The following is a 25,970-nucleotide window of genomic DNA, read 5'->3' as shown; positions in this document are numbered from 1 at the left end:
TCGTCTGCGCCGCCCTCGCGGCTGCCCCTTCGAGTCCCACCCCGCACCGCGACAGCACCTCACGCCTCCCCAGCCTCGTCGGTGGTCCTCCGCTTCGCTCCGGACCACCGACTCCCTCGCGCGTGCTCCTCGCGGCCTCAGCTTCGCTCCGGCCGCTCGCAGGCACGCGCCACCGCCCAGCAGGTTTATTTATAAAGGTCACTCGCCACTGCGGTCGCGTATTTAAATATCCTCTACCTCCGGATCCGGTCGAGGTCGTCGATGAACGCCCGCAGCGCCGCACGCGTCACGTGCGGCATACACACCACGCGGAGCTCTCCCGTGCCGGTCCGCGACACCTTCCAGCCGGCGTCGCGGAGCGCGCGGAACTCGGATTCGGGCACGTCGGCCGCGACGAGCGGGAGCTCGGGTTCGACGGCGTCGTACCCGCGGTCGGCGAGTTCGCCGGCGAGCCACTCGGCGTTCTCGGCCGCGCGCTCCGCGGCCTCGCGGTAGCCGTCGGGCCACAGCGCGTCTATCGCCGCGACCGCGCCGGCGACGCCCGCGCCGCTCCGAGTCCCGGTGAGCGTCGCCTGCGAGCGCGTCTCTAAGTACGGCGTGTCGACCGCGAGCGCGTCGAGCGCGGCGTCCTCGCGGGCCAGTAGGCCGCCCGCCGGCACCGGCGCCTGGCCGAACTTGTGGGGGTCGATCGTCAGCGTGTCGACCGGCGCGTCGGCGAACGACCACGCGTGGTCAGTGAAGGGGAGGACGAACCCGCCCCACGCGGCGTCGACGTGGAACCCCGCTCCGACTTCGTCGGCGATCGATCCCAGTTCGGGGATCGGGTCGACCCGGCCGTACTCCGTGCTGCCGGCGACGCCGACGACGAGCGCGGTCGCGTCGTCGACCGCGGCCGCGACGGCCTCGGGATCAGCCCGATAGTCGTCGTCGAGGGGAACCGTCCGCAGCTCGACCCCGAGCAGCTCCGCGGCCTTGTGGAACGAGAAGTGCGCGCTCTCGGGCGCGACGACGTTGATGTCGCGCTCGCCCTTCTCGGCGTCACTCCCCTCGTGCCGGTTCCGCGCCGACCGCACCGCCTGAACGTTCGCCTCGGTGCCGCCGGAGGTGACGTACCCCGCGGCGTCGCTCGGGGTCGGGTGGGCCGCGAGCGTCGCGAGCCCTTCGACCGCCTGGGCTTCGAGGTCCGCCACCGCCTCGTAGGTGGCGGGGTCGCCCGGGTTCGTCGCGAGGAACCGCTCGGCGGCCGCGCGGGCGTCCGGGTGCGGCTCGGTACACATCGAGGAGAGCACCCGATTGAACGACTGCGGCTCCGGTTCCGGCTGTCGCATCTGCCCCCCTGTTGCCGGGGGCGGCTCTTACTCGTTCCGCTCTGGGATTCGGCAGAGAAAAGCCGCTCCGGGCCGCCTCAGCGGACCGAATCCAGCAGCAGGCGCTGTTCGGTCCGCTTCACCTCGTGTTGGACGTCGCGGACCGCGTCGATGTTCGCGGAGATGGAGGAGACTCCCTTCTCGACGAGGAACTCGACCATCTCGGGCTTCGAGCCGGCCTGCCCGCAGATGCTGGTGTCGACGCCGAGCTCGCGGCACGTCTCGATCGTGTCGCCGATCAGCCGCAGCACGGCCGGGTGGAGCTCGTCGAATCGGTCGGCGACGTGCTCGTTGTTACGGTCGACCGCGAGCGTGTACTGCGTGAGGTCGTTGGTGCCGAAGGAGGCGAAGTCGATCCCCGCCTCGGCGAGCTCCTCGATCTGGAGCGCGCTGGCGGGCGTCTCGATCATCACGCCCCAGCGGTGCGTCTCGGGGTCGATCCCAGCCTCGCGCATGTGGCCCGTGATTCCCTCGACGTCGGCCGCGTCGTTGACGAGCGGGAACATCACCTCGAGGTTGTCGTACCCCATGTCGTAGAGCCGCGCGAACGCGGCCAGCTCCTGCCGGAACGGCTCCGGCTTGTCGAGGCTCCGGCGGATCCCGCGCCAGCCGAGCATCGGGTTGTGCTCGGCGGGCTCGCCCTCGCCGCCCTCTAACTCGCGGAACTCGTCGGTCGGCGCGTCGATGGTCCGCACGCGGACCGGTCGGGGGTAGAACTCGTCGGCGACGCGCCGGACGCCCTCGATCAGCTCGTCCTGATACGCGCGGGCGCCGTGGTCGGCGATGTACTTCTCCGGGGTCTTGCCGAGCGACAGGACCATGTGTTCGATCCGGAGCAGGCCGACGCCGTCGGCGCCCGTCGCCGCGGCGCGCTCGGCCGCCTCCGGGATCGAGACGTTCACCTTCACCTCTGTCGCCGTCATCGGCTTCACGGGGGTCTCCGGGCGCGCGGCCTCCACCGGCTCGAACTCCTCGCCGGGCTCGGCCGACTCCGACTCGCCCGCGCGGATCGTTCCCTTGTCGCCGTCGAGGGTCACCTGCTGGCCGTCCTCGAGGACGCGGGTCCCGTTGCCGGTGCCGACGACCGCGGGGACGCCGAGCTCGCGGGAGATGATCGCCGCGTGGCTCGTCATCCCGCCCTCGTCGGTGACGATGCCGGCGGCGCGTTTCATCGCCGGTACCATGTCCGGCATCGTCATCTCCGTCACCATCACGTCGCCCTCCTGGACCTGATCGAGGTGGTCGAGCTTGTGGACGATCCGGACCGCCCCGGAGACGACCCCCGGACTGGCGCCGAGCCCGTCGACGAGGACGTCCGCGTCCGAGCCGGCGGATCCGCCATTGGCCGCGCCGGGTTGGCCGGACGCCGCGTCCCCGACGGTGGACTTTCTCGGCGTCTCGCCGCCGGTTTCGCCCGCATCCGCGTCCTCCTCGTCGCCGGTGTCCTCCTGAATCGTCGTGATGGGGCGCGACTGGAGCATGTATATCTCGCCGTCGTAGATCGCCCACTCGACGTCCTGCGGAGACCCGTAGTGGTCCTCGACCAGCTCGCCGAGCTCGACGAGATCCCCGATCTCGGCGTCCGAGAGCACCCGCTCGTGTCGGCGGGCCTCGTCGACGTCGAGCTGGACCGTCTCGCCGGTCTCCTCGTCTTTCACCATCTCCACCTTCTTGTCCGCGACGGTGACCTGGTCGACCTCGCCGCGCTCGCGGTCGTAGACGTAGTTGTCGGGGGAGACGGTGCCGGAGACGACTGCCTCGCCGAGCCCCCACGCGGCCTCGATCGTGACCTGCGGATCGCCCGTCGAGGGGTGGCTGGTGAACATCACGCCGGACTTGTCGGCGTCGACCATCCGCTGGACGACGACTGCGATGTCGACCTCGCTATGCGGAAACCCGCGCTGCTGTCGGTAGTAGATCGCGCGCTGGGTGAAAAGTGAGGCCCAGCACTCCTTCACGCGCCGGAGGAGGTCGTCCTCGCGGACGTTGAGGAACGTCTCCTGCTGGCCGGCAAAGGAGGAGTCGGGGAGGTCCTCGGCCGTGGCCGAGGAGCGCACCGCGACGAACGCCTCCTCGCCGTCCTCGGCCATCGCCCGATACTGTTCCAGGATCTCCTCGCGCACCTCCTCGGGGAACGGCGTGTCGAGGATGAGCTCCTCCGCGCGCGCCTCGGCCTCGCGGAGCGCGGCGGAGTCTTCCGGGTCGACGTCGACCGCGTCGAACAGCTCCTCGTCGATCCCGGCCTCCTCGATGAACGTGCGGTACGTGCCCGCGGTGACGGCGAACCCCGGCGGCACCGGGAGCCCCGCACCGATGAGTTCGCCGAGCGACGCGGCCTTTCCGCCGACGGTCCCGACGTCGTCGGCGTCGACGTCCTCCAGCAAGAGTACTGCCATTCGTGTACCCGGAGGATCCGCGAGCCGACGTATGAAACTTCCGGCAGCCGTAGCGCTGAATAAAATATTACTCGCCGCCGAGTTGTGTTCCTCCGTGGCAGACGGAAGTTGAACGGGGTGAAAGGTACCGGGTCGGGAACCCTGCGACCGCGAGCGAAAACGAGGGCCGAAGGTCGGGGACAGCGAACCGAAACGTGGTTCGTACAACACAGTAATGGAGGGAACCGTCTATACTTATCTGCCGTTTCGCGATTAGGGTCCGTAACTTGTTACGGAAGCTGTAACAGTTCAACGCCGTCGGCTCGAACCGCGAGTCGGTCGACCGCCGTCCCCGATCAGTCGCCGCCGAGCCGCCGCCGCTCGTCTCGGAGCAGTCGCTCCCAGAGCCCGAACAGGGCGCTGTCGAGGCCGTACGCCTCGTCGACCCGGCGAACCCAGCGGTCGTCGGCGAACAGGTGCCGCTGGAACCGCCGGACGTCGGGCGAGAGGCGGTCGCGCTCCCCGCCGTAGTAGGACAGCGACTCCTCGCGGGTCCGCGCGACGAGGTCGTCGGGCACCTCGATCCCGTCGGCGGCGGCGACGTGGTCGAACCACTCTAAGTGGAGCAGCGAGTCCGCGAGGAGGAACCGCTCGCGGAAGCCGGAGACCCGCGACAGCGCCGGGGCGCCGTCGATCCGGACGTCGGTCGGGCGCGAGAACCGCGGCGCGGTCGCGGTCACGGACGCGCGCTCGGCGACCGCGCCGGCGACCCGTCGCAGCCGCCAGTCGCCGTATCTGACCGGCGCGATCAGCGCGAGCTCGTACCACGTCGGCAGCCACTCGCAGTACGGCTCCGAGAACGCGCCGTCCGCGAGCAGCGTCGCCGCGACCGAGCGCGCCTCAGCGGGCGTCAGCTCGTCGGGGGACGTTCGGAGCCGGCGGACGGTCCGCTCGTCGTCGAGCGCGTCGACGCCGGAAAAGCCCATCCCCTCGGCCACCTCGACCGTGTACGCGCGGCCGGCGGCGTACCAGGCCGCGAAGTCGGCGGGCGTCGTCAGCCGCAGCAGACGGAGGACCGTGATACCGATTGGAGGGGCCGCGTCGAGATAATCGTTCGGTCGGTCAGCCGTCGACGGAGCCCCCGGCGTCGCGCTCGATCACGCCCCCGGCGTCGCTCTCTTCCATCCCACCCGGATCGTCGAGCCCGTCGCTTTCCGCCATTTCCTCCGGATCGTCGAGGGCGTCGTCGAGCCCCCACTCGGCGGCGCGGTCGCGCGCCTCGGACCGCGCCTGCTCGCGGATCGCGTCGATCCGCTCCTCGTCCGCGAGGAAGGCAGCGACGGCGTCGTCCTCGTCGTCGGCCGCCTGAAGCCGCTCGTCGGGCGCCGCGTCGCGGGTCCGCTCGGCGAGGGCGGCGTCGTCGGCCAGCTCGGTCGCGGCCGCGTCGGGCGCGACCCGCAGCGCCTCCTCCTCGTGGGCCGCGGCCAGCCCGGTCGCGTCGACGGCGTACAGCTCGACGCGGTAGGGACCGGGTACCGCCAGCTCCGCGAGCGCGTCCGGACCGCCGCTGTCCGTCACGGTGTTGTACGCCAGCACGGGCACGCCGTCGTCGAAGGTGATCACGCCGCGGGCCTCGCCGGACAGCAGCAGCGTCTCTTGGGGAACGAGCGTCGCGTAGCCGGTGAGCTCACGGTCGAGCGCGCGCGACAGCGTCGTCCCCACGTCGGAGACCACCCGCGAGCGCAGGAGCGTCCCCCGCGGGATGGTGAGGGTGGCCGGCTCCGAGCCGTCGCCGCCGGGGCTGTCGCCGTCCGAGCGGTCGCCGTCCGAGCCGTCGTTCTCCGGGTTCCCGCTCATGGCGTGTCGGGGACGACCGCGCTGCGGAACCGGTCGGCGACCGCGTCGCCGTCGCCGTCGCGCACGTCGAGCCGGTCGGCGGCCCGCCGGAAGCGCGCGGCGGCCTCGCTCTCCGGCGCGTGCGCGAGCAGGGGCTTCCCCGCTCGGCGCGCCGCGCGGACGTCGTCGCTCTCGGGGACGTTCGCGAGGACGGGGCCGCCGAAGTGGCGCTCCGCCTGCGCGGCGACGTCGTCGGCCTCGTCCCGGACCTTGTTGAACAGGACGCCCGCCGTCTCCGTGCCGTATGAGCGCGCGTACTCTTGGACCTTCAGTCCGTCCGAGAGCGCGGGGATCGTCGGCTCGACGACGACCACGACGCGGTCGGCCAGCACGACCGGCAGCACGGCGGACTTCGACCCCAGCGCGGCCGGCGAGTCGAGCAGGAGCACGTCGGTGTCGCGCGCGAGCTCGGCCACCACGTCGCGGAGGCGCTCCGGTTCCGCGGCCTCGAAGCCGGCCAGCGAGGTGCCGCAGGGGACGACGGAGAGCCCGAACCGCTCGTAGGTCGCCTCGCTCACGTCCGTCGCGGTCCCCTCGACGAGCAGGTCGTGGAGAGTGACCGCCGCGTCGTCGAGCCCGGCGTGAAAGAGGAGGTTCGCCATGCCGGTGTCGGCGTCCACGACCGTCACGTCGTGGTCCGCCGCGAGCGCCATCCCGAGCGCGAGCGTGCTCGTCGTCTTCCCCGTGCCGCCCTTCCCGCTGGCGACCGCGAACGCCTCGACCATACGCCCGCTCGCCGGGCGCTCCGAATAAAAGCTACCCATCGCGGTCGCGGCGGAACCGTCCCGCACTGTCCCGCGGTGGCGCGTGCCGGCGAGCGGCCGCCCTCGGCGGCCGCGAGTCGCACGCGCGAGGGACGCGGTGAGTGAGGGGCGACCGCAGGGAGCTCCGAACGAACCGCGAGGCTGGGGAGGTGTGAGGCTGTGGTTGCTGTGCTGGGCGGGACTCAAAGGGGCAGCCGCGAGGACGAAGACGGGCGACGCAAGGACCGCAGGAGCGAACGTAGTGAGCGACGAGGACCGCAGCGAGCCCATCGAGTCCTCGCGGCTGGGGCTTTGGAGGTGTTCGCGGTCGATCCGTAGTCGATTATTTATAAGCGAGCAGCTGAGGCTTTGGAGGTGTTCGCGGTCGATCCGCAGTCGACTATTTATAAGCGAGCAGCTGGGGGAATCGGAGGCATTCGCCGCAGCGCCGTTGTTTATTTATAAACAAACCGCCGGCGAGTCCCAGCACGCAGCGTTGATCTCGCCGCTGCCGATTCCCTCGTACTTCCCGCCCACCGAGCCCTTTTGATCGCGCGGACCGAGACACGAGTATGGTCGAAACGATATCCGCCGACGAGTTCCGCGACAGGATCGACGCGCGTCGGCGCGGCGAGCGCACGTTCGCCGTGGTCGACACGCGCCCCGAAGAGAGCTTCGCGGGGTGGCGCGTGGCCGACGCCGTCCACTACTTCTACAAGCCGTTCCACGAGTTCGACGTCGACGACTTCGAGCGCGAGACGGGCCTCTCGCCCGACGACAGCGTGGTCACGCTGTGCGCCAAGGGGAAGGCCTCGAACGACTTCGCCGCCGAACTCGACACTGCGGGGTACGACGACGTGGTCGTCGTCGCCGACGGCATGCGCGGCTGGTCCGCCGTCTACGACCGCACCGCCGTCCCGCTCGGCGACCGACCCGACGCCGCCCCGCCGCTCGACGTCGTCCAGGTCCAGCGCCGCGCGAAGGGGTGTCTGGGGTACCTCGCCGTCGGCGGGCGCGAGCGGGGACCCGCGGACCACGTTCCGGCCGCTTCGGACTCCGACGGCGCCGACCGCGTCGCCGTCGCTATCGACGTCTCCAGACACGGCGACGAGTGGATCGAGGCGGCCGGCGAGCGCGGCGCGTCGATCGCGGCCGTCCTCGACACGCACGTTCACGCCGACCACCTCTCGGGCGGCCGGGCGCTGGCGGACGAACTCGGCGTCCCGTACTACCTGGCCGCCGCGGCGGCCGACCGCGACGTGGCCGCCGAGTTCGAGCCGATCGAACGCAACGAGACGCTCGACGTCGGCGGGGTCGACCTGAAGGCGCTCGCGACGCCGGGCCACACCGACGACGGCGCGAGCTACTTGGTCGGCGACGCCGCGGTGCTCACCGGCGACACGCTGTTCATCGACAGCGTCGGCCGGACGGAACTCCAGTTCTCGGCGGGCGACGCCGACGACACCGCCGACGCGGACGTGAACGCCGACGCCGACGACGAACCCGGGGCGGCGGCCGCCGCTCGCCGGCTCTACGACTCGCTCCACGGCACGCTACTCGCCGAACCCGACGGCGTCGCCGTCTGTCCCGGCCACTTCGCGGTCGCGAACGACGGGACGACCGGGGACGTGGTTCCGGGCGAGCCCGTGTTCACGACCGTCGGCGACGCGCGCCGCGGGATCGGGATCCTCGGACTCGACCGGGAGGCGTTCGTCGAGCGAATCACGCGGACCCTCCCGGAGAAGCCGCCGAACTACGAGTCGGTGATCGCGGCCAACCGGGGCGTCGAGGCGCCGCCCGACGAGACCGCGGCGATCGAACTCGAACTCGGGCCGAACCGCTGTGCGGCCGACTCCGGGTCCGGCTCGACGGCCGACGACGACTGAGCCCGCGGCGGCGACCGCGCTCAGTCGTCGTGGATGAAGACGAGCCGCTTCGAGTCCGTGTTGACTAAACAGAGGTCGATCCCGTCGCGGGTCGCTCCGATCTGCTGCCAGCCGTGGTCGCTGACGAACAGCGTCTGGAAAACGCCGCGGTCGCAGTCGGGGTTCGGACAGCCGACGCCGGCCGCGTTCTTGTACACCGTCGTACCGCCGCCGGAGCTCTGGCGCACTAAGCCGTCCGTTAGCGACCGGAACTCCTCGGCGGACATCGGACTCTCCGTGTCGTCGTCTCCCATGTGATCGCCTTCACCGTCGATCGTCTAAAAACCGCATGACTGTGGCAACTGATGGCACGTCCGTGCCGGCACGCCGCTACCACCCCGCGCGACCGCTCGGCGTCATCGCCAGCCCTCAGTCGCCGGTCTTCGTTCCTCACCGGGTCGCGTTCCGTCACCGGACCGCATTCCGTCACCGGTCCGCGTTCCGCTTCACCGCGTCGGCGTGGGCGTCCGCGAACCGCGTGGGCTCCGGGAGCTTGTAGCCCGCACACAGCGCGTCGACGAGGTCGACCGCGGTCGCGGCAGAGACGCGGTGCCCGGGGCTCACGTACAGCGGGTTCACCCGCCCGCTGTTCGGGTACTGCCGCGACTGGAACGCGTGGCCGATCACGGTGCCCGGCTCGGCGGTCGTCACCGCGTCGTCGGCGCGGATCGGCGTTCGCCAGCCGGCGGGACGCCCGTCGGTCGGCTCGTCGGGTTCGCCACAGAGGAGGCTCTTCGCGACGCCGACGCTCGGCGCGTCACAGAGGACGCCGACGTGCGTCGCGAGTCCGGCCTCCCGGAAGTGGATCCGCCCGGAGCCGTCACAGACCAGCAGATCGGGGGCGACGTCGAGCGCGTCGAGCGCGGCCAGTATCGGCCCGCCCTCGCGGAAGGCGAGGAGTCCGGGAACGTAGGGGATCGAGAGCGGGGTCGTCGCGCTCGCGAACTCGATCACGTCGCCGTCGCGGAACGCGACCGCGGCCGAAACGGCGGCGTCGGGCGCGCCCTCCCGGTCGACGAGGAACGCCTGGTCGAGTCCGACGACGACCGGCGCGTCCGGGTCGTGTCCGTCCGCCGAACCGGCTCCCGCGTCGAGTCGCGCTTGGGCCCCGTCGCGCGCCGGCGGGAGGCCGTCAGCGAGCGAGGCCGCCTCCTCGACCGCGACCGTGGACGGGTCGAGCCCGTGGTCGTCGTCTAACGTCGCGGCCGCCGCGATGTCGCGCTGGAGGGATTCCATCTCGTCGCGCGACAGCGACGGATCCGGGCGGAGGTCGGGCCGCGCGAGGTCCATTAGCGCCGCCCGCCCGGACCGCCGGGGCCGCCGGGGCCGCCCGGTCCGCGCGGGCCGCGCGCGCCGCCCATCGAGACGCCGCCCATGCCGCCCGCGGAGCGCGCGACCCCCTCGTTGCGCTTGCCGAACGCGAGGCCGATCGCGAACCCGATCAGGTGCGCGAGGTGCGCGATGTTGCCCGCGCTGCCCGCCCCGCCGGCCTGGACGCTCTGGACGACGAGGACCGCCGAGACGAGCGCGATCCCCCACGTGAGGTACTTGATCTTCATCGGGATGACGAAGAAGAGGAGGACCTGCATGTTCGGCCGCCAGACGGTGAGGACGCCGAGGATCGCGAAGCCGGCGCCGCTGGCGCCCAACACGCCGGTCGACGTGGCGCCCATGCCGAGCGCGAACAGGATGTGGCCGAGCCCCGCGATCATCCCCGACAGGAAGAAGAACGCGGCGAAGCGCTTCGACCCCACGGCGCGCTCGACGAGCGGGCCGAAGAAGAACAGCACGACGCTGTTACCGATGATGTGGTAGAGGCTGGCCGGCGAGTGAGAGAGCACGGACGTCACCCACGTCCAGACTCGACCGAGTTCGTCCGCCCGGAGCACGAACAGCTGGTCGTGGAGCGCCGGGCTCACGCCCCAGAACACGACCAGCTGCGCGAGGAACGTGACCCAGATTGCGAGGAGGATCGCGTACGTCGCGTTCCCTCGGAAGTAACTGATCAGGCCGCCCGTGCTGGTCTCGCGGTCGACCCGCTGTTTGACGCGGTCGACGACGCCCGCGGACGCGTCGCCGCCCGTTCGGGCGTCGCCCGCGCCGCCCTCAACGCTCTCGTCGAAGCCGCTGTCGAAGACGCCCCCGGGGTCGTCCCACTCGGCGAGGCCCGGACAGTCGTGGTTCTCGGGCAGTCGGTGTTCGGCGCAGAACGTCTGGCCGCACCGCTTACACTGGTACGGGAGGTTCTCGTACTCCCCACACACGTCGCACGTCGCCATTGGCGTGTGTTACGGGGGCGGTCGTAAAGCGGTTTGGCTCTATACGTGGTTTCTTCTGCGACGGATGGCGGCCCTATTAATAATTTATAAGTGGTAGTTGATGGCATCACGGTGGCGGATTCCTACAAAGCCCCAGCCGCTCGCTTATAAATAATCGACTGCGGATCGACGACGGACACCGCCAAAGCCCCAGCCGCGAGGCGGGCGCACGCTCGCTGCGCTCCTCGGTCGCTCACTTCGTTCGCTCCCTGCGGTGCTTGCGTCGCCTGCGCCCGCCTCACGGCTGCCCCTTTGAGTCCCACCCCGCACAGCACCGCAACCGCGCCTCACGCCTCCCCAGCCTCGTCGGGCGCGTCTTCGGGCTCCCTTCGGTCGCCCTCGTCGCGCCCGACTCCCTCGCGCGTGCTGCTCGCGGCCTACCGGCCGCTCGCAGGCACGCGCCACCGCACCGTATTCACTTATAAATAGTCGCAGCAGTCGCGGCCAATCACTTATAAATAATCACTCGTCAGCTCCACCCTCTCTCAGCCCGTCGACCAGCTCTCTGAGCGTCGCGAGCGGATACTGACCGGGCGCGGTCGCGTTCGCGGGGTCGACCGGCGCGTAGCCGATCTTCGAGCCGTAGACCGGGGTGACGGCGCGGGTGTGGCGGCCCGGCTCGCCCATACACATCGTCGCGACGCGGTGGCCGGCGGCGGTCGCCTCGTGGGTCGCCTCGATCATCGCGAGCGCGTCCGCCGGCGCGGTCGCGGTCGTCGCCAGCTTCCCCACGTCGCCCTCGCTCGCGGCGTCGGCGAGCAGGTCGACGAGCGCGGCGGGCTCGGGCGTCGACTCGAAGTCGTGGACGGACGCGACCACGTCGACCCCCGCCTCTCGTGCCGCGTCGCGGAGCGCGGTCGCGTGCGACGCCTCGGCCGGGTCCGGGCGCGTCCCGCGCAGCGCGGCGAGTTCGACGTCGACGGCGGCGACCGCGTCGGTACCGATCGCGTCCGAGAGCGCGTCGTAGCGGCCGAGCCCCTCGGCCTCGCCCCCCTCCCACGACGCCCGGTTCGTGACGAGCAGCGGGAGCTCGCCGTCGTAGCCCGCCAGCTGGTCGAGCGGGTCGCTCGCGAGATCCATCCGGAACTCCACGGCGTCGGCGTCCTCGCGGGCGCGCGGCTCCCCCGTGAGGTCGGCCGTGCTCGCGGTCAGGACGAACTCCTCGAACATACGCGAGGCTTCCGTGGGCGGGGACTTAGCTGATCGGGTCAAGACGGTCCGCGAGGTCGAGACGGGTTCGGGAGAAGTTCGCCGGCTCAGGCGACGAGGCCGTCCTCGGCCTCTAACAGCTCGTGGTACCGGTTCCGGATGGTGACCTCGGAGATGTCGGCGACCTCCGAGACCGCGGCCTGCGTCGTCTTCTCGTTGGTGAGCAGCGCGGCGGCGTAGACGGCGGCCGCGGCGAGGCCCACCGGCGACTTGCCCGAGTGGACGCCCTTCTCCTTGGCGTTGCGGAGGAGGCTCTTCGCGCGCATCTCCGACTCCTCGCTCAGTTCGAGGTCGGAGGCGAACCGGGGAACGTACTGCTCGGGGTCGGCCGGCTTCACTTCGAGCTTCAGCTCGCGGACGACGTAGCGGTACGTCCGGGCGATCTCGGCCTTCTCGACGCGCGAGACGTCGGCAATCTCGTCGAGGCTGCGCGGGACGCCGGCCATCCGGGCGGCGGCGTACACGCAGGAGGTGGAGACGCCCTCGATCGAGCGGCCGGGGAGCAGGTCCTCGTCGAGCGCGCGGCGGTAGATGACGGAGGCCGTCTCGCGGACGTTGTCCGGGAGGCCCTGCGCCGAGGCCATGCGGTCGATCTCGCCGAGCGCCTGCTTCAGGTTGCGCTCCTTCGAGTCGCGGGTGCGGAACCGCTCGTTCCACTTGCGGAGCCGCTGCATCTTCTGGCGCTGGCGCGCGCCGAGCGACCGGCCGTACGCGTCCTTGTCGCGCCAGTCGATGTTCGTCGAGAGCCCCTTGTCGTGCATCGTGTTCGTGGTCGGGGCGCCGACCCGGCTCTTCTCGTCCTTCTCGCGGGAGTCGAACGCGCGCCACTCCGGCCCGCGGTCGACCGAGTCCGCCTCGACGACGAGCCCGCAGTCGCTACAGACCGTCTCGCCGTGCTCCTCGTCGTTGATGACGTGCCCGCCGCACTCCGGGCAGCTGAGCGTCTCGTCGGTGCTCTCCGATTCCTCCTCGTTCGTCTCCGTTCGGGAGCGACTCCCCCGTGTGTGTAGTCGTTCACTCATAGCTCGGTTGCCCCCGGAAACTGAAACTGCCCGGGAGCGATCTTACCTTACCGTCGGCGGAACACAACTTAAAACGACCGGAACGTGTCGCTCGAATCCCGACGAAAGGACACGATCTATCACGTGTTTTCGCCGATCTCCAGATCGGCGGCGACGCGACCGAAACCGTTGACACGGTCGCGGCCGGACCGGTTCCCATGTCCGCGCCCCGCGCCGTCTCGCTCGCGCCGAGCGCGACCGCGACGGTCGCCGCGCTCGGCGCAGCCGACCGCCTCGTCGGCGTCACCGCCCACTGCGACCTCGCCGACGACCCCGACGCCGGGCCCGCGAACGGCGAGGAGCCCCCGACCGCCGTCGGCGGCTGGCTGAACCCCGACCTCGACCGCGTCGCCGATCTCGATCCCGACGTCGTCCTCACGAGCGACGGGCTCCAGGCGGACCTCGCGGACGACTGCCGGGAGCGCGGCCTCGACGTCGCGCACCGAGAGCCGTCGACGCTGGACGAGGCCGTCGAGGGGTTCGCGGCCCGCGGCGCCGACGTCGGCCGCCCGGACGCGGGCGAGCGGCTCGCGGCCGACGCGCGCGACCGGCTCGACCGGATCGCCGACGCCGTCGCCGACCGCCCGCGCCCGACCGTCTACTGCGAGGAGTGGTCCGACCCGCCGATGGCGGCCGGCAACTGGGTCCCCGACGCCGTCCGCGCGGCGGGCGGGCGCTACCCGTTCGTCGACCCCGGCGAGCGCTCCCGCGAGGTCGACCCCGCCGCGGTCGAGCGCGCCGATCCCGACCGCGTCGTCGTCCACGTCTGCGGACACGGCGACCGGGTCGACCCCGCGACGGTCGCCGAGCGCGACTGGGCCGTCGACGCCCCCGTGACCGTGATCGACGACTCCCTCCTCAATCAGCCGAGCCCCGCGCTCCTCGACGGGGTCGAGCGGCTGGCGCGCCTGCTCCATCCCGACGCGTTTTCAGTCGCCGACGCCGACGACCGGACATGACGACCCTGCGAGTCGGCGTCGGCAGCGGCAACCCGGTGAAGCGGCGCGCGGTCGAACTGGCCCTCGGAGCGGCGGCGGACGACGACCTCCCGAGCGACCCGACCGGCGTCGCGATCGAGTCGGTCCCCGTCGACTCCGGCGTGAGCGAGCAGCCGACGGGCCACGCGGAGACGATCGCGGGCGCGGAGAACCGGGCCGCGGCCGTCCTCGACGCGGGCCCGAGAGGCGGCGCCGGCGCGCCGGACGACGGGGCGACGTACGACCTCGGCGTCGGCGTCGAGGGCGGCGTCGCGGGGTTCGACGGGAGCGACGACCGCTACCTGATCATGTGGGCGGCCGTAACGGACGGCGACCGCGTCGGCCGCGCCGCCGGCCCGAGCCTCGCGCTCCCGGCCGACGTCGCCGCCCGGATCGACGACGGGGAGGAACTGGGACCGGTGATGGACGACCTCCTCGACACCGACGGCGTCGCGACGCGCGGCGGCGCGGCCGGCGCGCTCACGAACGGCCGCGTCGACCGCGCCGAGGCGCTCGCCGCCGGGGTGAGCGGCGCGCTCGGCCCGTTCGTCTCCGGGCTGTACTGACCTCGGCGCGCCCTCGCCGCCGGGCCGCCGATCCGGTTCGAAGGCCGTACCCAAACGCGGCGACTGGCCGTCTCTCTCGCCCCTCCTGCCGCACAAAACCGCACGACTGCGGCGTGTTAACCGGACTTACCAACTCCCTTATGCTGGTCACCGACCTAGTGTGGGTATGAGCACGGTCCAATCGGACACGGTCGCAGAACAGGACGCGGTCGCGGCCGACTCGGCCGGCCTCTCCGCGAAACAGGCGCGAATCCTCCGCTACCTCCGCGAGAACGCGGCCGACCGCACCTACTTCAAGTCGCGGCTGATCGCCGACGACCTCGGCCTCTCGGCGAAGGAGGTCGGCGCGAACATGAGCGCCGTCGCCGACGCGGCCACCGATGTCGACGTCGAGAAGTGGGGCTACTCGTCGGGGACGACGTGGATGGTCACGGCCTGACGGTCGCCGTCGCGCTCTGAGTCGAGTCAGGGATCGTACGCGACCAGCGACGCCGCGTCGTCGGCGAACGCGACGGCCTCGGCGTCGAAGGAGTCGGCGTAGCGGACGACGAGCGTGAGCAGCCGCTCCGGCTCGGTCAGCGCGTAGCCGTCGGTCCGGTCGAGGAGGCCGGCGGCTTCGAGGTCGGCGGCCGCGGCGCTTATCGTCGGCCGGGAGACGCCGAGCGCGTTCGCGAGGTCGGCGCCGGTCGCGTCGGGGTCACGCAGCAGCGCGAGGACCATCCCGCGCGGCGTCTCCCGACGGAGGTAGCCGAGCGCCCGCTTGTCGGTCGCGTCGAACCGGCCGGCGGGGAAGAAGCGCCGATAGTCGGCGTCCTTCACCGACTCGATCGCGCCCGCCTCCTCCAGCTTCCGGAGGTGGTACTGCGCCTCGCCGGTCCCGAGGCGGAGGTCGTCGCGGAGCTTCGAGAAGTGCGCGCCGGGGGTCGTCGGCACGTAGCCGCGGATCGCCTCCCGCGTCTCGTTCTCGTCGGTCCCGTCGTCGGCGCTCGCGGTCCCGACGAACGGCGCGGCGGCTCCGACCGCTGCGAACCGCCGGAGCGTCTCCCGCTTTCGGCCGTCGAACCCCTCTGTCACGGCCGTATTAGTCGGCGCCTCGACAAAAGCACTTCGCTCGCGGCCGAATCGCGTCGGAGAATGCGGCTACGGCCGCGCTTCGCGCCGAGCTACTCCTCCTTCTCGACTTCCGCGGGCGCCTCCTCGTCGTCCATCTCCTGGATGACCTCGTCGGCGGACCTGATGCTCGCGCCGGCGTCGCCCGCCTTCACCGCCTCGGCCTCCTTCTCGAGCTCCTCGACGTTCATCTCCGCGGACTCCTCGATCTGGCCGAGGATCTCGTCGATGTCGTCGAGCCCGAGCATCTTCCGGGTGTCGTCGTCGAACTCCTTCCCGTCGAGCCCCTCCATCTCCTGGACGTCGGAGCCGGAGAGCGCCTTGCCGTAGCGGCCGACCAGACTCGTGAGCTCCTGCGGGAGGACGAACGTCGTGGACTCGCCTTTGCCGATCTCTTCGAGGGTCTCCATGCCGCGCTCGATGATGGCGCGCTCGCCCATCGACTCCGCGGAGCGCGCGCGGAGGACCGTCGAAATCGCGTCCCCCTGCGCCTCGAGGATCTGCGACTGCTTTTCCCCTGCGCGCGGATGATGTTTGACTGCTTGTCACCCTCCGCCTGCTCGACGGCGGAGCGGCGTTCCCCCTGCGCTTCGAGGATCATCGCGCGGCGGCGGCGCTCGGCGGAGGTCTGCTGCTCCATCGCCTGCTGGACGTCCTTCGAGGGGTTGACCTCGCGGACCTCCACGCTCTCGACGCGGATCCCCCACTCGTCGGTGGGCTCGTCGAGCTCTTTGCGGATCTTCGCGTTGATCTCCTGGCGCTTGTTCAGCGTGTCGTCGAGCTCCATGTCACCGAGGACGGCGCGGAGGGTCGTCTGCGCGAGGTTGGAGACGGCCTTCTTGTAGTCGTCGACCTCGAGGAACGCCTTCTTGGCGTCCATCACCTTGATGTAGACGACCGCGTCGGCGGTCACCGGGGAGTTGTCCCGCGTGATCGCCTCTTGCCGGGGACGTCCAGCGTCTGGGTCCGCATGTCGAACGGGTACGTGCGGGAGACGAACGGCGGGATGAGGTTGATACCCGGTTCGAGCAGCTTGCGGTACTCGCCGAAGACGGTGAGCGTCTTCTTCTCGTAGGCGTCGACGATCTCGAACGACTGCCAGAGCGTGACGACCACGAGCAGGAGTGCGAGCAGGCCGACGCTCACGAGCCCGAGACCGAGCCCGGCTTGGAGGGTGATCGGATCCATGCCCCTCGTTTAGACCATCAAACGCTTAATAGTTCGCCCGCCGCCCCCGAATCGCCCCGCCGTCTCCCGGTCGGTTCGCCGCGCTGGCGACCCCTGCTGACCGATCTGTCGAACATCCTCACCCGTCCGCGTCGAACCGCTCCGCGACGTTCTCCAGCGCCGCCCGGAGCTGCCGCTCGTTGAACCGACGGATCACGGGCGCGCCAACCGTCGTGAGCGCGTTCTCCGGCAGGTCGTACGTCGCGGCGTACGTCAGCTCTGTCCCGCCGTCGACGGGGGCGAGCCGGAGGTCGATGGTGCCGGTGAGCCGGCCGCGGAGCTCGAAGGCGTGGCGCTCGGGCGGCTCGTGGACGGTCTGGACGATCTCGCCGTCGATACCGATCCCGGCCATCCGGTAGGTGTACGAAAGTCGCTTCCCGCCGTTCGCCAGGGGCTCGACGTCTCGAACGTCCGTAATCCCGGGCGTGATCGCCGCGTGGTTCGCGGGGTCGTCGAGGAACGCGAACACGGCCTCCGGATCGGCCGCGACGACGACCGAGTCGCTCGCGGCGAAGGGGTCCGATCGCTCGTCGCTCATGGTCCACCGCGCTCGGCGGTCGACTCCCCGCTCATTCGCTCGATCGGGGGTCGACGTACGCCTCGACCAGCTTCCGCTCGGCCGCGCGGAGGTGCTGGTGGAACGTCTGCCGGGTGATCCCCATCTGCTCGGCGATCTCCGAGCCGTCGACCGGTCGCGGCCACTCGAAGTAGCCGTTCAGCTCGGCGGTCTTCAGGGCGGCGCGCTGGCGCTCGGTGAGCCGCTCGTCGACCGCGGCCGCGAACTCCGCGACGGTGCGGTCGCGGCTCTCGCGCTCGACGCGCGACCGGAGCTCGACGCCCTCGTACTCGCCGCGGAACACGTCGAGGATCGACCGGACGTCGTGCTCGGGCGGCGCCTCGATCGTCAGGGTCGCTCCCTCCGGCGTGGCGGTCGCCTCGGCGACGACGCTGCCGTGGTCGGCCAGCTGCGTGAGCGGCGGTGACTCGGTGACGGTGACGCCGAAGCTGACGCCGTCGTTCGTCTCCGAGACCGTCCGCATCGACTCGACCAGCGGGAGGGCGGCGAGCTCGTCGAGGTCCGGATCCTCGCCGTCGGCGCGGAAGTACAGCTCGCAGGCGTCGTCGTCGAGCCGCGTCGTCCCGAGGTGTTCCACCTCCCCGCCGACCGCGTCGGCGATCCGCGCGAGCGGTCCCGTCGAGTCTCGGATCTCGACCACGAGCTCCACGACGCGGTCGGTCGTGAGCATCTCCGCCGTCTCGATGGAGTGGAGTCCGTTCGCGATCATCTTCCCGACGGACTCGCACACCCGTCGCTCCCGGCGGTCGAGGACGTCAGCCCCGCTGCCGTAGATCGCCAACAGGCCGTACCGTCGCTCCCCGTACGTGAGCGGGACGACGAGGAGCCGCCGCCCGCCGACGGCCGCCGGTTCGAGCGGTCCGTCGGCCGCACCCTCTATCGAGCCGCTGCGGAGCTCCTCGGTCTCGATCGCCTCCCGGACCTCGGTCGGCGTCTCGTCGATGTCGAACGACGCGCCGACGTCGACCGACACGCCGCTCGCGGCGCGGATCTCGAGGCGACCGGTCGCCGACGACACCTCGCCGATCCAACCGCCGGCATACCCCGGCTCGCCGGCGACGACCTCGCAGACGCGCTCGGGGATGGCGTTCGGGTCCCGATTCTCGACGAGGATGCGACTGATGTCGCTGAAGAGCCCGTTCACCCGACCGAGGACCCTGTCGAGCGAGCGCCGCTCGGTCGCGAGCTTCTCGGCGCGCTCCTCGGCGAGCCGCTCCGCCTCCTTTCGGTCGCTGATGTCGTTCTGGAAGCCGACGTAGTGGGCCAGGTCGCCGTCCTCGTCGTATATCGGCGCGACCGTCAGCTCGTTCCAGAAGGGAGTACCGTCGCGCCGGTAGTTCCGTATCTCGACGGTCGCCTCCTCCTCGTTCGCGATCGCGTCCCCGATCTTCTCGACGGTCTCCGGGTCCGTCCCCGGTCCCTGGAGGAACCGCGGGTTGCGGCCGAGCGCCTCCTCGACCGGGTAGCCGGTGTGTTCCTCCCAGGCGTCGTTGACGTACACGAGGGGGTAGTCCGGGAGGTCCGGGTCGCTGATGCTGATCCCGATCGGCGCGTCCTCGACGGCGCGCGTCACCTCCGACGCGGACGGCTCGTGGTCGGAGACGTCCCGTCGCGGCTCAGAGGCCGGGACTCCCGAACAGACCGTCGAGACGTCGGAGACGAGCTTATCGATCGACGCCGACCCGTTCTTCTGGAGGAACCTGTCGACGCCGTTCTCGAAGGCGGCCTCCGGCACGCCCTCCTCGTCCGTCTCCGTGAACATCACGACGGGCACGCCGGCGTCGGACTCCTCGATCGCGGTCGCGAGGTCGACCCCGTCGTCGCCGGCCAGCGCGTACTCGCTGACGACGCAGTCGTACTCCCCGGTCGTCGCCTTCGCGACCGCGGACGCCGCGGTGTCCGTGCGGGTCACGTCGAACCCCGCGGCCCCGAGCGCCGTCTCGATCCGATCGCTCCCCTCCTCCGGGTGGACGAGGAGCGCTCGAGCGTTCGCCATGGGCGTCCGTTCGCACCCAGACGGGTTAACGGTTGCCTACGTTCCGAGACTCCGAAACGTCGGCGCCCGACCGGCCGACCGCGGGGGCCGTCGGGGCGCGACTGTCCAGTTAGGCCCGGGTACTTTGAGGTCGCTTGGCGTGAGATAGACGCATGGTGTCGACTATCACCGCCGAGGAGCCGTCCCGCGAGCGGGCCCACGAAACATGAGCGTGCGCGTCCCCGTCCGGGAGCCCCCCACGTCGGTTCCCGGCGACCGCGTGGGGCTCCCCGAGGCCGTCCTCGCCGACCTCGGGATCGGCCTCGGCGATTCGGTGACCGTCGAAGGCGCGCGTCGCGTCGCCGCCCCGGTCGTCGCGGTCGACGGCGAGGCGCGAGCCGTCTTCCTCCCCGAGCGGCTCCGCCGGACGGCCGGGGTCGAACCGGGCGAGGCCGCCACCGTGGCGGCGTCGGACCTCCCGGTCGCCTCGTCGGTCACGCTGCGGCTCCGCCAGTCGGTCGACTTGGAGCGGAGCGAGGACGCGATCCGCCGCCGGCTCGATCGGCGCGCGGTCGCCGTCGGCGACGAGGTCGAGGTCACGCGCCTCGGCGGCGCGCTCACGCTCCGGTTCGACGTGCGGGACGTGGCCCCCTCCTCGCCGGCGGTCGTCGGCGACGAGACCGAGATCACCGTCGCGGCCGACGACGGGACGCGGGCGGTCGAGGCCGAGCGCCCCGGCGGGACCGGCGCCGGCGACGGCTTCGTCCCGACGGCGACGTTCGAGCGCCTCCGCGACGCGGTCGCGACCCGGTTCGACGCGGCCGAGACGTTCGAGTCCGCGGGGTCCGCGACGTTGGGGCTGCTCCTCCACGGCCCGCGCGGGTCGGGGAAGACGACGCTCGTCGAGGCCGTCGCGGCCGCGACCGACGCGGCGCTCGTCCGGGCCTCCGCGGCGCGGCTCCGAGGCGAGCGGGCGAGCGACCGATCGGACCGGCTCGACCGCGTCGTCGAGGCCGTCTCGGGGGGCGAGCCGACCGTGGTCCTCCTCGACGACCTCGAGGCGCTCGGAGCCGACGACGGCGGCTCCGCGCTGGCGGACCGCTTCCGGTCGACCGTCGACGAGCTCCGCGCCGGGGACCGGACGGTCGTGATCGGTGCGACGACCGACCCGAGCGAGGTACCGTCGGCGCTGCGCCGCGGCGGCCGGTTCGACCGCGAAATCGAGGTCGAGCCCCTGACGACCGCGGAACGCGCGGCCGCGCTCGAAGCCCTCTGTGAGGGCGCGTCCCTCGCGATGGACGTCGACTTCGAGTCGGTCGCCGCGCGGCTCAACGGCTACGTGTTCGCCGACCTCGCGGTCCTCGCGGACGCGGCGTTGGAGCGGGCGGTCCGCCGCGACGGCCGGACCGCGATCCGGATGGCCGACTTCGAGGCCGCGCTCGACGAGGTCGAGCCCACCGGCCTCCGCGAGGTCACCGTCGAGTTCCCCGCGGTCGGCTGGGACGAGGTCGGCGGGCTCGACGACGCCAAGCGGGAGCTGGTGCGCGCGGTGTACTGGCCCTTAGAGTACGCCGACCGCTTCGCGGAGATGGGGATCGACCCGCCCTCCGGCGTGCTGCTGTACGGGCCGCCGGGGACCGGGAAGACGCTGCTCGCGCGCGCCGCGGCGACGCTCAGCGACGCGAACTTCATCCCGGTGAACGGGCCTGAGCTGCTCGACAAGTACGTCGGCGAGTCGGAGAAGGCCGTCCGCGACCTGTTCGCCACGGCGCGCGAGAACGCGCCGGCGGTGATCTTCTTCGACGAGGTCGACGCCATCTCGCCGCGGCGCAGCGGCGACGACACGGGCGCCGGCGAGCGCGTGGTGTCGCAGCTGCTGACAGAACTCGACGGGTTAGAGCCGCTCACCGACGTCGCCGTCATCGCGGCGACGAACCGCCCGGACGCCATCGACGAGGCGCTGCTCCGGCCGGGCCGGATCGAGAAGGCGGTCGAGACGCCGCTTCCCGACCGCGAGGCGCGCCGCGAGATCCTGGCGATCCACGCCCGGGAGATGCCGGTCGCGTCCAGCGTCGACCTCAACTCGGTCGCCGACCGAACCGCCGGGTACAGCGGCGGCGACCTTGCGGCGCTGGTCCGGGAGGCCGGGCTGCTCGCGATCGAGGACGCGATCGTCGACGACGGGTCGCCCGCCGAGACGACGGTCGGGCGCGACCACTTCGAGCGCGCGCTCGCCGAGACGTCGCCGTCGACCGACGACGGGCGCGCCGAGGTCGAGTCGGCGGAGGAGTGAGCGGCGATCGCGGTCGGGGCTACTCCTCGTGGAGGTTTAAGACGAAGTAGACGACGCCGCCCATGGCGAGCAGCTCCAGCGCCACCATCGTCCAGAACCGCACGTTGACCCCGTCCACCGGCTCTGAGAGCGACGGGATCAGGAAGATCCCGACGAGGGCGACGGTTATACAGACGGCGATGCCGGCGACGGACCGCGTACGCAGCTCTGGCGGCTGTTCGGTCGTAGTGTTGGTCATTGAAAATGAAGGTGAAGGTCGGTTTCGCCGCGCTGTTCTACCGCGTCCGGGTTCGCTAACCGCTTAGTCCGCGGCCTGGGCGTCGGCGCCCGCGGAGGGCTCCGGCGCCTCGGTGTCGCCGAGGATGGCGCGGCTGCGGAGCAGGACGAATCCGAATCCGACCTTCGCCGTCACGTCGAGAATCATGAACGCGAGGGTCTCGATACCGAGACCGACGACGCCCGCACCCTCGGTCCCGACGATCCACAGGATCGGGTATGCCGTCCAGAGGACGGCGACGAGCGCTGTCAGCGTGTTGAACGTGCTCTGTACCTCGGCCGAGCGCTGCTTCGCCGCGCTACGCAGGCTCGTCAGGAGGTAGTACAGCACGAACAGGAACGCGATCGTGCTGAACAGCCACCAGGTGTACCGAGCGAGCGGCGTCTTCGAGAGCGCACCGATGAGGCCGGTGACGATCATCAGCGCGTCGACGCCGACGAGCGTCCCGATGGTCACGCGGTCGACCTTCGCGAGGAGCGCGAGGTCGAGCAGCAGCAGCGGCGTGGTGAACAGCCAGTCCGCGTACCGGGCGTAGTAGATGTCGAGCACTTCACCGCCGACGAGCTCGACCTCGGTCAGCCCGATGCCGAAGAACATCGACAGGTACGCCGCCGATGCGATCCCCGGCACGAGGATCGTGATCGCGTAGTACTCACGGGCCTCCTTGTCGGTGACCCCCCATCCTTTGACGATGAAGTAGAAGGTCCCGATGAGCATCATTAGTGTGCCTATACCTAACCAAAGCGTCTCGGGACGACCGTCCCCGAGCAGGTCGTATCCCGCCTGTAGCGCTATCGGGTCCATACCCACCTCATGATACAGTATATATTCTATTCAGATCGATGCCAACCCAGTCAGGTATCGGCGTCCGCGGGCGGTCGACCGACGGGGTTCCTCGGGGGCCGCTGCCCGCGTCGCGTCGCCCGTCGAGGGATACGTTGTCGGCCCGAAAGTAATCAACCTGGGGCCCCAGTATTGCTGTATGGCCGACGACGACACCGAAGCCGAGGCGGAGTCGACGACAGAAACCACCGCGGAGCGAGAGGCCGAAACGGAGGCGGCCGACGACGTCACCATCGACGTCGAGGCGATCGACGAGTACGAACAGCGCATCGAGGAGCTGTCGACCGCGGTCGAGGAGCGCGACGAGACCATCGAGGAGCTCCGGTCGGTCGTCGAGGAGCAGTCCGAACAGATCGACAAGCTGGAGAACCAGTTCCTCGACCTGTCCGCGCGCGTGGCCGACGGCCGCAACCTCGGCGTCTGTCCCGAGTGTAACGGGCCGACCGAGAAGAAGGAGCGGCTGTTCCGGTCAGACACGATCGAGTGCACGCGCTGCGGCGAAGTGATCCACACGTACTGAGCCCGTTCCGACCCCCTCGCTCTCCACCCAGCGCGTCGCCGAACAGAAACACGGCTCCGTCGAACCCTCACAGGTGACGCGTTCTGAGCTGGCGCTGGTCAGTACAGGGGTAGCGACGAGCGATTTCGGGAGTACGTGTAGTACGTCGCTCAGTGTGATTGCGTGGTTGTTTATAAGCTGGACCGCGGTGTTGCTGTCGGCTATTTATAAGTGACCGACGCTGCGGCGGTGAACGTCCCCAAAGCCCCAGCCGCGAGGCCGACGTACGCTCGCTGCGCGCTTCAGTCGCTCACTTCGTTCGCTCCTTCCAGTGCTTGCGTCGCCTACGTCGGCCTCGCGGCTGCCCCTTTGAGTCCCGCCCCGCCCAGCACGGCAACCGCACCTCACGCCTCCCCAACCTCGCCGCTCACGCCCTTCGGGCGTTCGCGGCGTCCCTCGCGGGCTGGCTCGCGGCCTCCGCTTCGCTCCGGCCGCTCGCAGGCGCGCCACCGCCTGCCATTTATAAGCGCTCATCGCTGTCGCTCACGGCTATTTAAATACCGTTTCGTCGCCATCGATCTGCGATACTCACTCCCGCAACCGATCGAGAAGCACTCTTCAGCGACCGACCGTTTCCGACGAAATTCATCTGAAAAGTGGGGGTTCCGACAGAGCCGAGAATATAAAAGACCGAATAATGGCGACGAGGCCCTAACCCCGTAACGCCCCTACTGACACCCATGTCGACGTCGACGGCGAGTCCGGTGCGGCGACTCCTCGGAGAACCGGAACGGACGGCCATCGGTGCGTCCCGCGCGGCGTTGCTCCTGCTCGCGGTCGGGTTCGGGGCGCTCTCCGCGGCCGGCACCGACCTGTCGCTTCGGACCCAGATGATCGCGTACCTCGTCGGGATGGTCGCGCTGAACCTCCCGCACGGGGGGTACGAACACTTCTCGAACCTCCGCCGGCGGGGGCTCCCGTTCGGCGCGCGGTACGTGGCGCTGTACCTCGGCTTCGTCGCGTCGTTCGTGGCGCTGTTCGTCGTCGCGCCGCTGCCCGCGCTCGCGCTCGCGTTCGGGACGGCCGTCGTCAAGGGCGGACACGGTGACCTGCGCGTGATGGACGCCTTAGTCGGTACGGACCATCTCCCGACCAAGCCCCAGCGCGGCCTCGCCGCGCTGGTCCGCGGCGGGGCCGTGATGATCGTTCCCGCCGTCTTCTGGACGGAGACCTACTACAGCTTCACCGGCATCATGCTGGGCGTCTTCGACGGGCAGTTGGCCGGGCCGGCCGCGTCGAACCCCGAGGGGGTCACGACGGCGCTCGGCGCGGCGTTCGGGCTCGGCGTGCTCGCGCACCTCGGTGGTGGCCTCGCGACGAGCCTCCGCTCGACCGGCGGCGTGAGCCGGTCGTGGCTTCTCGACGCCGCGGAGACGCTGCTGCTCGTCGCGTACTTCGCCTTGGTGCCCGTGGTCGTCGCCATCGGGCTGTACTTCCCGCTGTGGTACTCGCTGCGGCAGTCGGCGCGGAGCATGGTCGTCGAGCAGGAGCAGCCCGACCGAACGGAGGGGGTCTCGCTCGTCGTCGCGTGGGGCGTCCTCGTCGTCGGCGCCTTAGTCACGGCGACCGTCGCGGCCGCCCTGTGGACCGTCGCGCCGAACCCGCTGGCCGGGGGGTCGCTGCTCTCCGGCGCCGTCGCCTTCTACACCATCTTCGTCTGCGTCATCGCGATGCCGCACGTCGTGGTCGGGGAGTGGCTCGACTTCGGGCGCGGCATCTGGTACGTGCCCTGACCGCGGCCGGTCGCGTCGGCGACACCGCGCTCGCGACGCGAACCGCCCGCCCGCGTCGACGAGATAACAAGCCCTAAAACCCGGCTCGTCGACCGATACGGTATGCCTCTGCGGTTCGCTCGGCGGCTCGGGCTCGCGGACGCGGTGACCGTGGCCAACGCCGCCGTCGGCTTCCTCGCCGTCGTCGCCGCCACGGTCGACGTCGCGCTCGCGGCCCGCCTCGTGCTCCTCGCGGCGGTCGCCGACGGGCTCGACGGCGTCGTCGCCCGCCACCGCGGGTCGACGCCGGCCGGGCCGTACCTCGACTCGCTGGCCGACGTCGCCTCCTTCGGCGTGGCGCCCGCCTTCCTCGTGGCCGCCGTGGTCCGCGACGGGCGCTCGTTCGCGGCGGAGCCGGTCCTCGTCGCGGCCGGCGTCGGCGCGGGCGCGCTGTTCGTCGCCGCCGCCGTCGCCCGACTCGGCCTCTACACGGTCGACGAGGACGGCGCTCGGGAGACGGTGGGCGTCCCGACCACGCTGGCGGCGACGGTGCTCGCGGCCGCCGTCATCGCGGGCTACACCGCGCCCCTCCTCCTCGTCGGAGCGACCACCGCGTTCGCGCTGCTCATGGGCTCGACGGTCACGTACCCCGACCTCCACGCGCAGGACGCGCTCGTGATGGGCGTCGTGCAGGCCGCCGTGATCCTCACCCCCGCCGGTCATATGGCGACCGACGCGCTCCCGGCGTGGATCGGCGAGGGGTTCGCGTTCGCGCTGCTGTTCCTCTCTACCGGCTACCTCCTGCTCGGCCCGCGCTTCTACTGGGGCGACGGCATCCGCGCGCCGCCGGGCTTGCGGCGGTGAGTTCGGGACAGCCGGTCGACGTGGCCGCCGGTAGGGAGTGAAACGCCGTCGAAAATCGCAGCGAAAAGGGTTGCCTGACTCGCCTCGTCGGCGCGC

The 25,970-nt window shown here is 71.0% G+C and carries 23 protein-coding genes and 1 pseudogene; 8 read left to right on the top strand and 16 right to left on the bottom strand.

Annotated elements, in window-relative coordinates; genetic code table 11:
* Positions 1-233: 233 nt before the first annotated feature.
* From mfnA to J7656_RS12770, 5 genes are all read right to left on the bottom strand, one after another.
* The gene (mfnA, locus tag J7656_RS12790) at positions 234-1,328 is read right to left on the bottom strand and encodes a tyrosine decarboxylase MfnA (protein WP_211553483.1); all 1,095 of its coding nucleotides are present in this window, start codon (positions 1,326-1,328) and stop codon (positions 234-236) included.
* A gap of 77 nt (positions 1,329-1,405) precedes the next feature.
* A complete protein-coding gene (gene ppsA, locus J7656_RS12785; RefSeq protein ID WP_017342525.1) occupies positions 1,406-3,763 on the bottom strand; it encodes a phosphoenolpyruvate synthase in 2,358 nt (785 codons plus the stop codon).
* 335 nt (positions 3,764-4,098) lie between these two features.
* Positions 4,099-4,824 carry a DUF8116 family protein gene (locus J7656_RS12780; protein ID WP_484494415.1) on the bottom strand — a complete coding sequence of 242 codons (726 nt, stop codon included), beginning with the start codon at positions 4,822-4,824 and terminating at the stop codon, positions 4,099-4,101.
* A gap of 40 nt (positions 4,825-4,864) precedes the next feature.
* On the bottom strand, positions 4,865-5,599 hold the full coding sequence (locus tag J7656_RS12775; RefSeq protein WP_211553482.1) for a DUF8054 family protein: 735 nt from the start codon (positions 5,597-5,599) through the stop codon (positions 4,865-4,867).
* Positions 5,596-6,363, bottom strand: a complete 768-nt coding sequence (locus J7656_RS12770; protein ID WP_211553480.1) for a nucleotide-binding protein — start codon at positions 6,361-6,363, stop codon at positions 5,596-5,598. Before J7656_RS12770 ends, J7656_RS12775 begins: the two co-directional genes overlap by 4 nt.
* Before the next feature lie 590 nt (positions 6,364-6,953).
* Between J7656_RS12770 and J7656_RS12765 the strand changes: the two genes are divergently transcribed.
* Positions 6,954-8,267 carry an MBL fold metallo-hydrolase gene (locus tag J7656_RS12765; protein WP_211553478.1) on the top strand — a complete coding sequence of 438 codons (1,314 nt, stop codon included), beginning with the start codon at positions 6,954-6,956 and terminating at the stop codon, positions 8,265-8,267.
* A 20-nt stretch (positions 8,268-8,287) separates the two neighbouring features.
* Here the strand turns inward: J7656_RS12765 and J7656_RS12760 are convergent, their stop codons facing one another.
* The 5 genes from J7656_RS12760 to J7656_RS12740 all read right to left on the bottom strand — a co-directional run bounded on the left by J7656_RS12760 (position 8,288) and on the right by J7656_RS12740 (position 12,855).
* The gene (locus J7656_RS12760) at positions 8,288-8,560 is read right to left on the bottom strand and encodes a DUF7385 family protein (RefSeq protein ID WP_017342530.1); all 273 of its coding nucleotides are present in this window, start codon (positions 8,558-8,560) and stop codon (positions 8,288-8,290) included.
* Between the two features lie 172 nt (positions 8,561-8,732).
* Positions 8,733-9,596: an endonuclease V gene (locus J7656_RS12755; protein ID WP_017342531.1), complete on the bottom strand. Its 864-nt coding sequence runs from the start codon at positions 9,594-9,596 to the stop codon at positions 8,733-8,735.
* Positions 9,596-10,585: a rhomboid family intramembrane serine protease gene (locus tag J7656_RS12750; protein WP_211553477.1), complete on the bottom strand. Its 990-nt coding sequence runs from the start codon at positions 10,583-10,585 to the stop codon at positions 9,596-9,598. Before J7656_RS12750 ends, J7656_RS12755 begins: the two co-directional genes overlap by 1 nt.
* Positions 10,586-11,086: 501 nt before the next feature.
* The gene (locus J7656_RS12745; RefSeq protein ID WP_017342533.1) at positions 11,087-11,794 is read right to left on the bottom strand and encodes a type I 3-dehydroquinate dehydratase; all 708 of its coding nucleotides are present in this window, start codon (positions 11,792-11,794) and stop codon (positions 11,087-11,089) included.
* Between the two features lie 86 nt (positions 11,795-11,880).
* Entirely contained in the window at positions 11,881-12,855 is a 975-nt protein-coding gene (locus J7656_RS12740; RefSeq protein WP_004596489.1) for a transcription initiation factor IIB, read from the bottom strand.
* Between the two features lie 197 nt (positions 12,856-13,052).
* On the opposite strand from J7656_RS12740, the gene J7656_RS12735 reads away from it, so the two are divergent.
* The 3 genes from J7656_RS12735 (at position 13,053) to J7656_RS12725 (ending at position 14,876) form a co-directional block, all read left to right on the top strand.
* Positions 13,053-13,853 (top strand): cobalamin-binding protein, encoded by an 801-nt coding sequence (locus J7656_RS12735; RefSeq protein WP_017342534.1) that lies wholly within the window; start codon positions 13,053-13,055, stop codon positions 13,851-13,853.
* The gene (locus tag J7656_RS12730) at positions 13,850-14,437 is read left to right on the top strand and encodes a DUF84 family protein (protein WP_017342535.1); all 588 of its coding nucleotides are present in this window, start codon (positions 13,850-13,852) and stop codon (positions 14,435-14,437) included. Before J7656_RS12735 ends, J7656_RS12730 begins: the two co-directional genes overlap by 4 nt.
* A 166-nt stretch (positions 14,438-14,603) precedes the next feature.
* On the top strand, positions 14,604-14,876 hold the full coding sequence (locus tag J7656_RS12725) for a DUF7123 family protein (protein ID WP_017342536.1): 273 nt from the start codon (positions 14,604-14,606) through the stop codon (positions 14,874-14,876).
* A 26-nt stretch (positions 14,877-14,902) separates the two neighbouring features.
* Here the strand turns inward: J7656_RS12725 and J7656_RS12720 are convergent, their stop codons facing one another.
* The 4 genes and pseudogenes from J7656_RS12720 to J7656_RS12705 all read right to left on the bottom strand — a co-directional run bounded on the left by J7656_RS12720 (position 14,903) and on the right by J7656_RS12705 (position 19,347).
* A complete protein-coding gene (locus tag J7656_RS12720; protein ID WP_017342537.1) occupies positions 14,903-15,511 on the bottom strand; it encodes a winged helix-turn-helix transcriptional regulator in 609 nt (202 codons plus the stop codon).
* An 89-nt stretch (positions 15,512-15,600) separates the two neighbouring features.
* A pseudogene (locus tag J7656_RS12715) lies at positions 15,601-16,735 on the bottom strand (SPFH domain-containing protein).
* A 118-nt stretch (positions 16,736-16,853) separates the two neighbouring features.
* Entirely contained in the window at positions 16,854-17,312 is a 459-nt protein-coding gene (locus J7656_RS12710; protein ID WP_017342538.1) for an SRPBCC family protein, read from the bottom strand.
* Positions 17,313-17,343: 31 nt separating this feature from the next.
* Positions 17,344-19,347 (bottom strand): bacterio-opsin activator domain-containing protein, encoded by a 2,004-nt coding sequence (locus J7656_RS12705; RefSeq protein ID WP_017342539.1) that lies wholly within the window; start codon positions 19,345-19,347, stop codon positions 17,344-17,346.
* A gap of 205 nt (positions 19,348-19,552) precedes the next feature.
* On the opposite strand from J7656_RS12705, the gene J7656_RS12700 reads away from it, so the two are divergent.
* The gene (locus tag J7656_RS12700) at positions 19,553-21,619 is read left to right on the top strand and encodes an AAA family ATPase (protein ID WP_017342540.1); all 2,067 of its coding nucleotides are present in this window, start codon (positions 19,553-19,555) and stop codon (positions 21,617-21,619) included.
* A 19-nt stretch (positions 21,620-21,638) separates the two neighbouring features.
* Here the strand turns inward: J7656_RS12700 and J7656_RS12695 are convergent, their stop codons facing one another.
* A complete protein-coding gene (locus tag J7656_RS12695) occupies positions 21,639-21,857 on the bottom strand; it encodes a hypothetical protein (RefSeq protein ID WP_017342541.1) in 219 nt (72 codons plus the stop codon).
* A gap of 63 nt (positions 21,858-21,920) precedes the next feature.
* A complete protein-coding gene (locus J7656_RS12690; RefSeq protein WP_211553476.1) occupies positions 21,921-22,700 on the bottom strand; it encodes a bacteriorhodopsin in 780 nt (259 codons plus the stop codon).
* 178 nt (positions 22,701-22,878) lie between these two features.
* On the opposite strand from J7656_RS12690, the gene J7656_RS12685 reads away from it, so the two are divergent.
* The 3 genes from J7656_RS12685 to J7656_RS12675 all read left to right on the top strand — a co-directional run bounded on the left by J7656_RS12685 (position 22,879) and on the right by J7656_RS12675 (position 25,874).
* Positions 22,879-23,259, top strand: coding sequence for a SlyX family protein (locus J7656_RS12685; RefSeq protein ID WP_017342543.1), 381 nt, complete (start codon positions 22,879-22,881; stop codon positions 23,257-23,259).
* 719 nt (positions 23,260-23,978) lie between these two features.
* Positions 23,979-25,031, top strand: a complete 1,053-nt coding sequence (locus J7656_RS12680; RefSeq protein WP_211553475.1) for a Brp/Blh family beta-carotene 15,15'-dioxygenase — start codon at positions 23,979-23,981, stop codon at positions 25,029-25,031.
* Between the two features lie 102 nt (positions 25,032-25,133).
* Entirely contained in the window at positions 25,134-25,874 is a 741-nt protein-coding gene (locus J7656_RS12675; protein ID WP_211553474.1) for a protein sorting system archaetidylserine synthase, read from the top strand.
* The last annotated feature ends 96 nt before the right edge of the window (positions 25,875-25,970 follow it).

The organism is Halorubrum ruber (assembly GCF_018228765.1).
Taxonomy (GTDB): Archaea; Halobacteriota; Halobacteria; order Halobacteriales; family Haloferacaceae; genus Halorubrum; species Halorubrum ruber.
This window is presented reverse-complemented; position numbering and strand designations above follow the sequence as displayed.

Bases quoted from the DNA above. Each gene is read 5' to 3' on its own strand.
- mfnA (WP_211553483.1), bottom strand. From the start codon at position 1,328: ATGCGACAGCCGGAACCGGAGCCGCAGTCGTTCAATCGGGTGCTCTCC.
- ppsA (WP_017342525.1), bottom strand. From the start codon at position 3,763: ATGGCAGTACTCTTGCTGGAGGACGTCGACGCCGACGACGTCGGGACC.
- J7656_RS12775 (WP_211553482.1), bottom strand. From the start codon at position 5,599: ATGAGCGGGAACCCGGAGAACGACGGCTCGGACGGCGACCGCTCGGAC.
- J7656_RS12770 (WP_211553480.1), bottom strand. From the start codon at position 6,363: ATGGTCGAGGCGTTCGCGGTCGCCAGCGGGAAGGGCGGCACGGGGAAG.
- J7656_RS12765 (WP_211553478.1), top strand. From the start codon at position 6,954: ATGGTCGAAACGATATCCGCCGACGAGTTCCGCGACAGGATCGACGCG.
- J7656_RS12760 (WP_017342530.1), bottom strand. From the start codon at position 8,560: ATGGGAGACGACGACACGGAGAGTCCGATGTCCGCCGAGGAGTTCCGG.
- J7656_RS12755 (WP_017342531.1), bottom strand. From the start codon at position 9,596: ATGGACCTCGCGCGGCCCGACCTCCGCCCGGATCCGTCGCTGTCGCGC.
- J7656_RS12750 (WP_211553477.1), bottom strand. From the start codon at position 10,585: ATGGCGACGTGCGACGTGTGTGGGGAGTACGAGAACCTCCCGTACCAG.
- J7656_RS12745 (WP_017342533.1), bottom strand. From the start codon at position 11,794: ATGTTCGAGGAGTTCGTCCTGACCGCGAGCACGGCCGACCTCACGGGG.
- J7656_RS12740 (WP_004596489.1), bottom strand. From the start codon at position 12,855: ATGAGTGAACGACTACACACACGGGGGAGTCGCTCCCGAACGGAGACG.
- J7656_RS12735 (WP_017342534.1), top strand. From the start codon at position 13,053: ATGTCCGCGCCCCGCGCCGTCTCGCTCGCGCCGAGCGCGACCGCGACG.
- J7656_RS12730 (WP_017342535.1), top strand. From the start codon at position 13,850: ATGACGACCCTGCGAGTCGGCGTCGGCAGCGGCAACCCGGTGAAGCGG.
- J7656_RS12725 (WP_017342536.1), top strand. From the start codon at position 14,604: ATGAGCACGGTCCAATCGGACACGGTCGCAGAACAGGACGCGGTCGCG.
- J7656_RS12710 (WP_017342538.1), bottom strand. From the start codon at position 17,312: ATGAGCGACGAGCGATCGGACCCCTTCGCCGCGAGCGACTCGGTCGTC.
- J7656_RS12705 (WP_017342539.1), bottom strand. From the start codon at position 19,347: ATGGCGAACGCTCGAGCGCTCCTCGTCCACCCGGAGGAGGGGAGCGAT.
- J7656_RS12700 (WP_017342540.1), top strand. From the start codon at position 19,553: ATGAGCGTGCGCGTCCCCGTCCGGGAGCCCCCCACGTCGGTTCCCGGC.
- J7656_RS12695 (WP_017342541.1), bottom strand. From the start codon at position 21,857: ATGACCAACACTACGACCGAACAGCCGCCAGAGCTGCGTACGCGGTCC.
- J7656_RS12690 (WP_211553476.1), bottom strand. From the start codon at position 22,700: ATGGACCCGATAGCGCTACAGGCGGGATACGACCTGCTCGGGGACGGT.
- J7656_RS12685 (WP_017342543.1), top strand. From the start codon at position 22,879: ATGGCCGACGACGACACCGAAGCCGAGGCGGAGTCGACGACAGAAACC.
- J7656_RS12680 (WP_211553475.1), top strand. From the start codon at position 23,979: ATGTCGACGTCGACGGCGAGTCCGGTGCGGCGACTCCTCGGAGAACCG.
- J7656_RS12675 (WP_211553474.1), top strand. From the start codon at position 25,134: ATGCCTCTGCGGTTCGCTCGGCGGCTCGGGCTCGCGGACGCGGTGACC.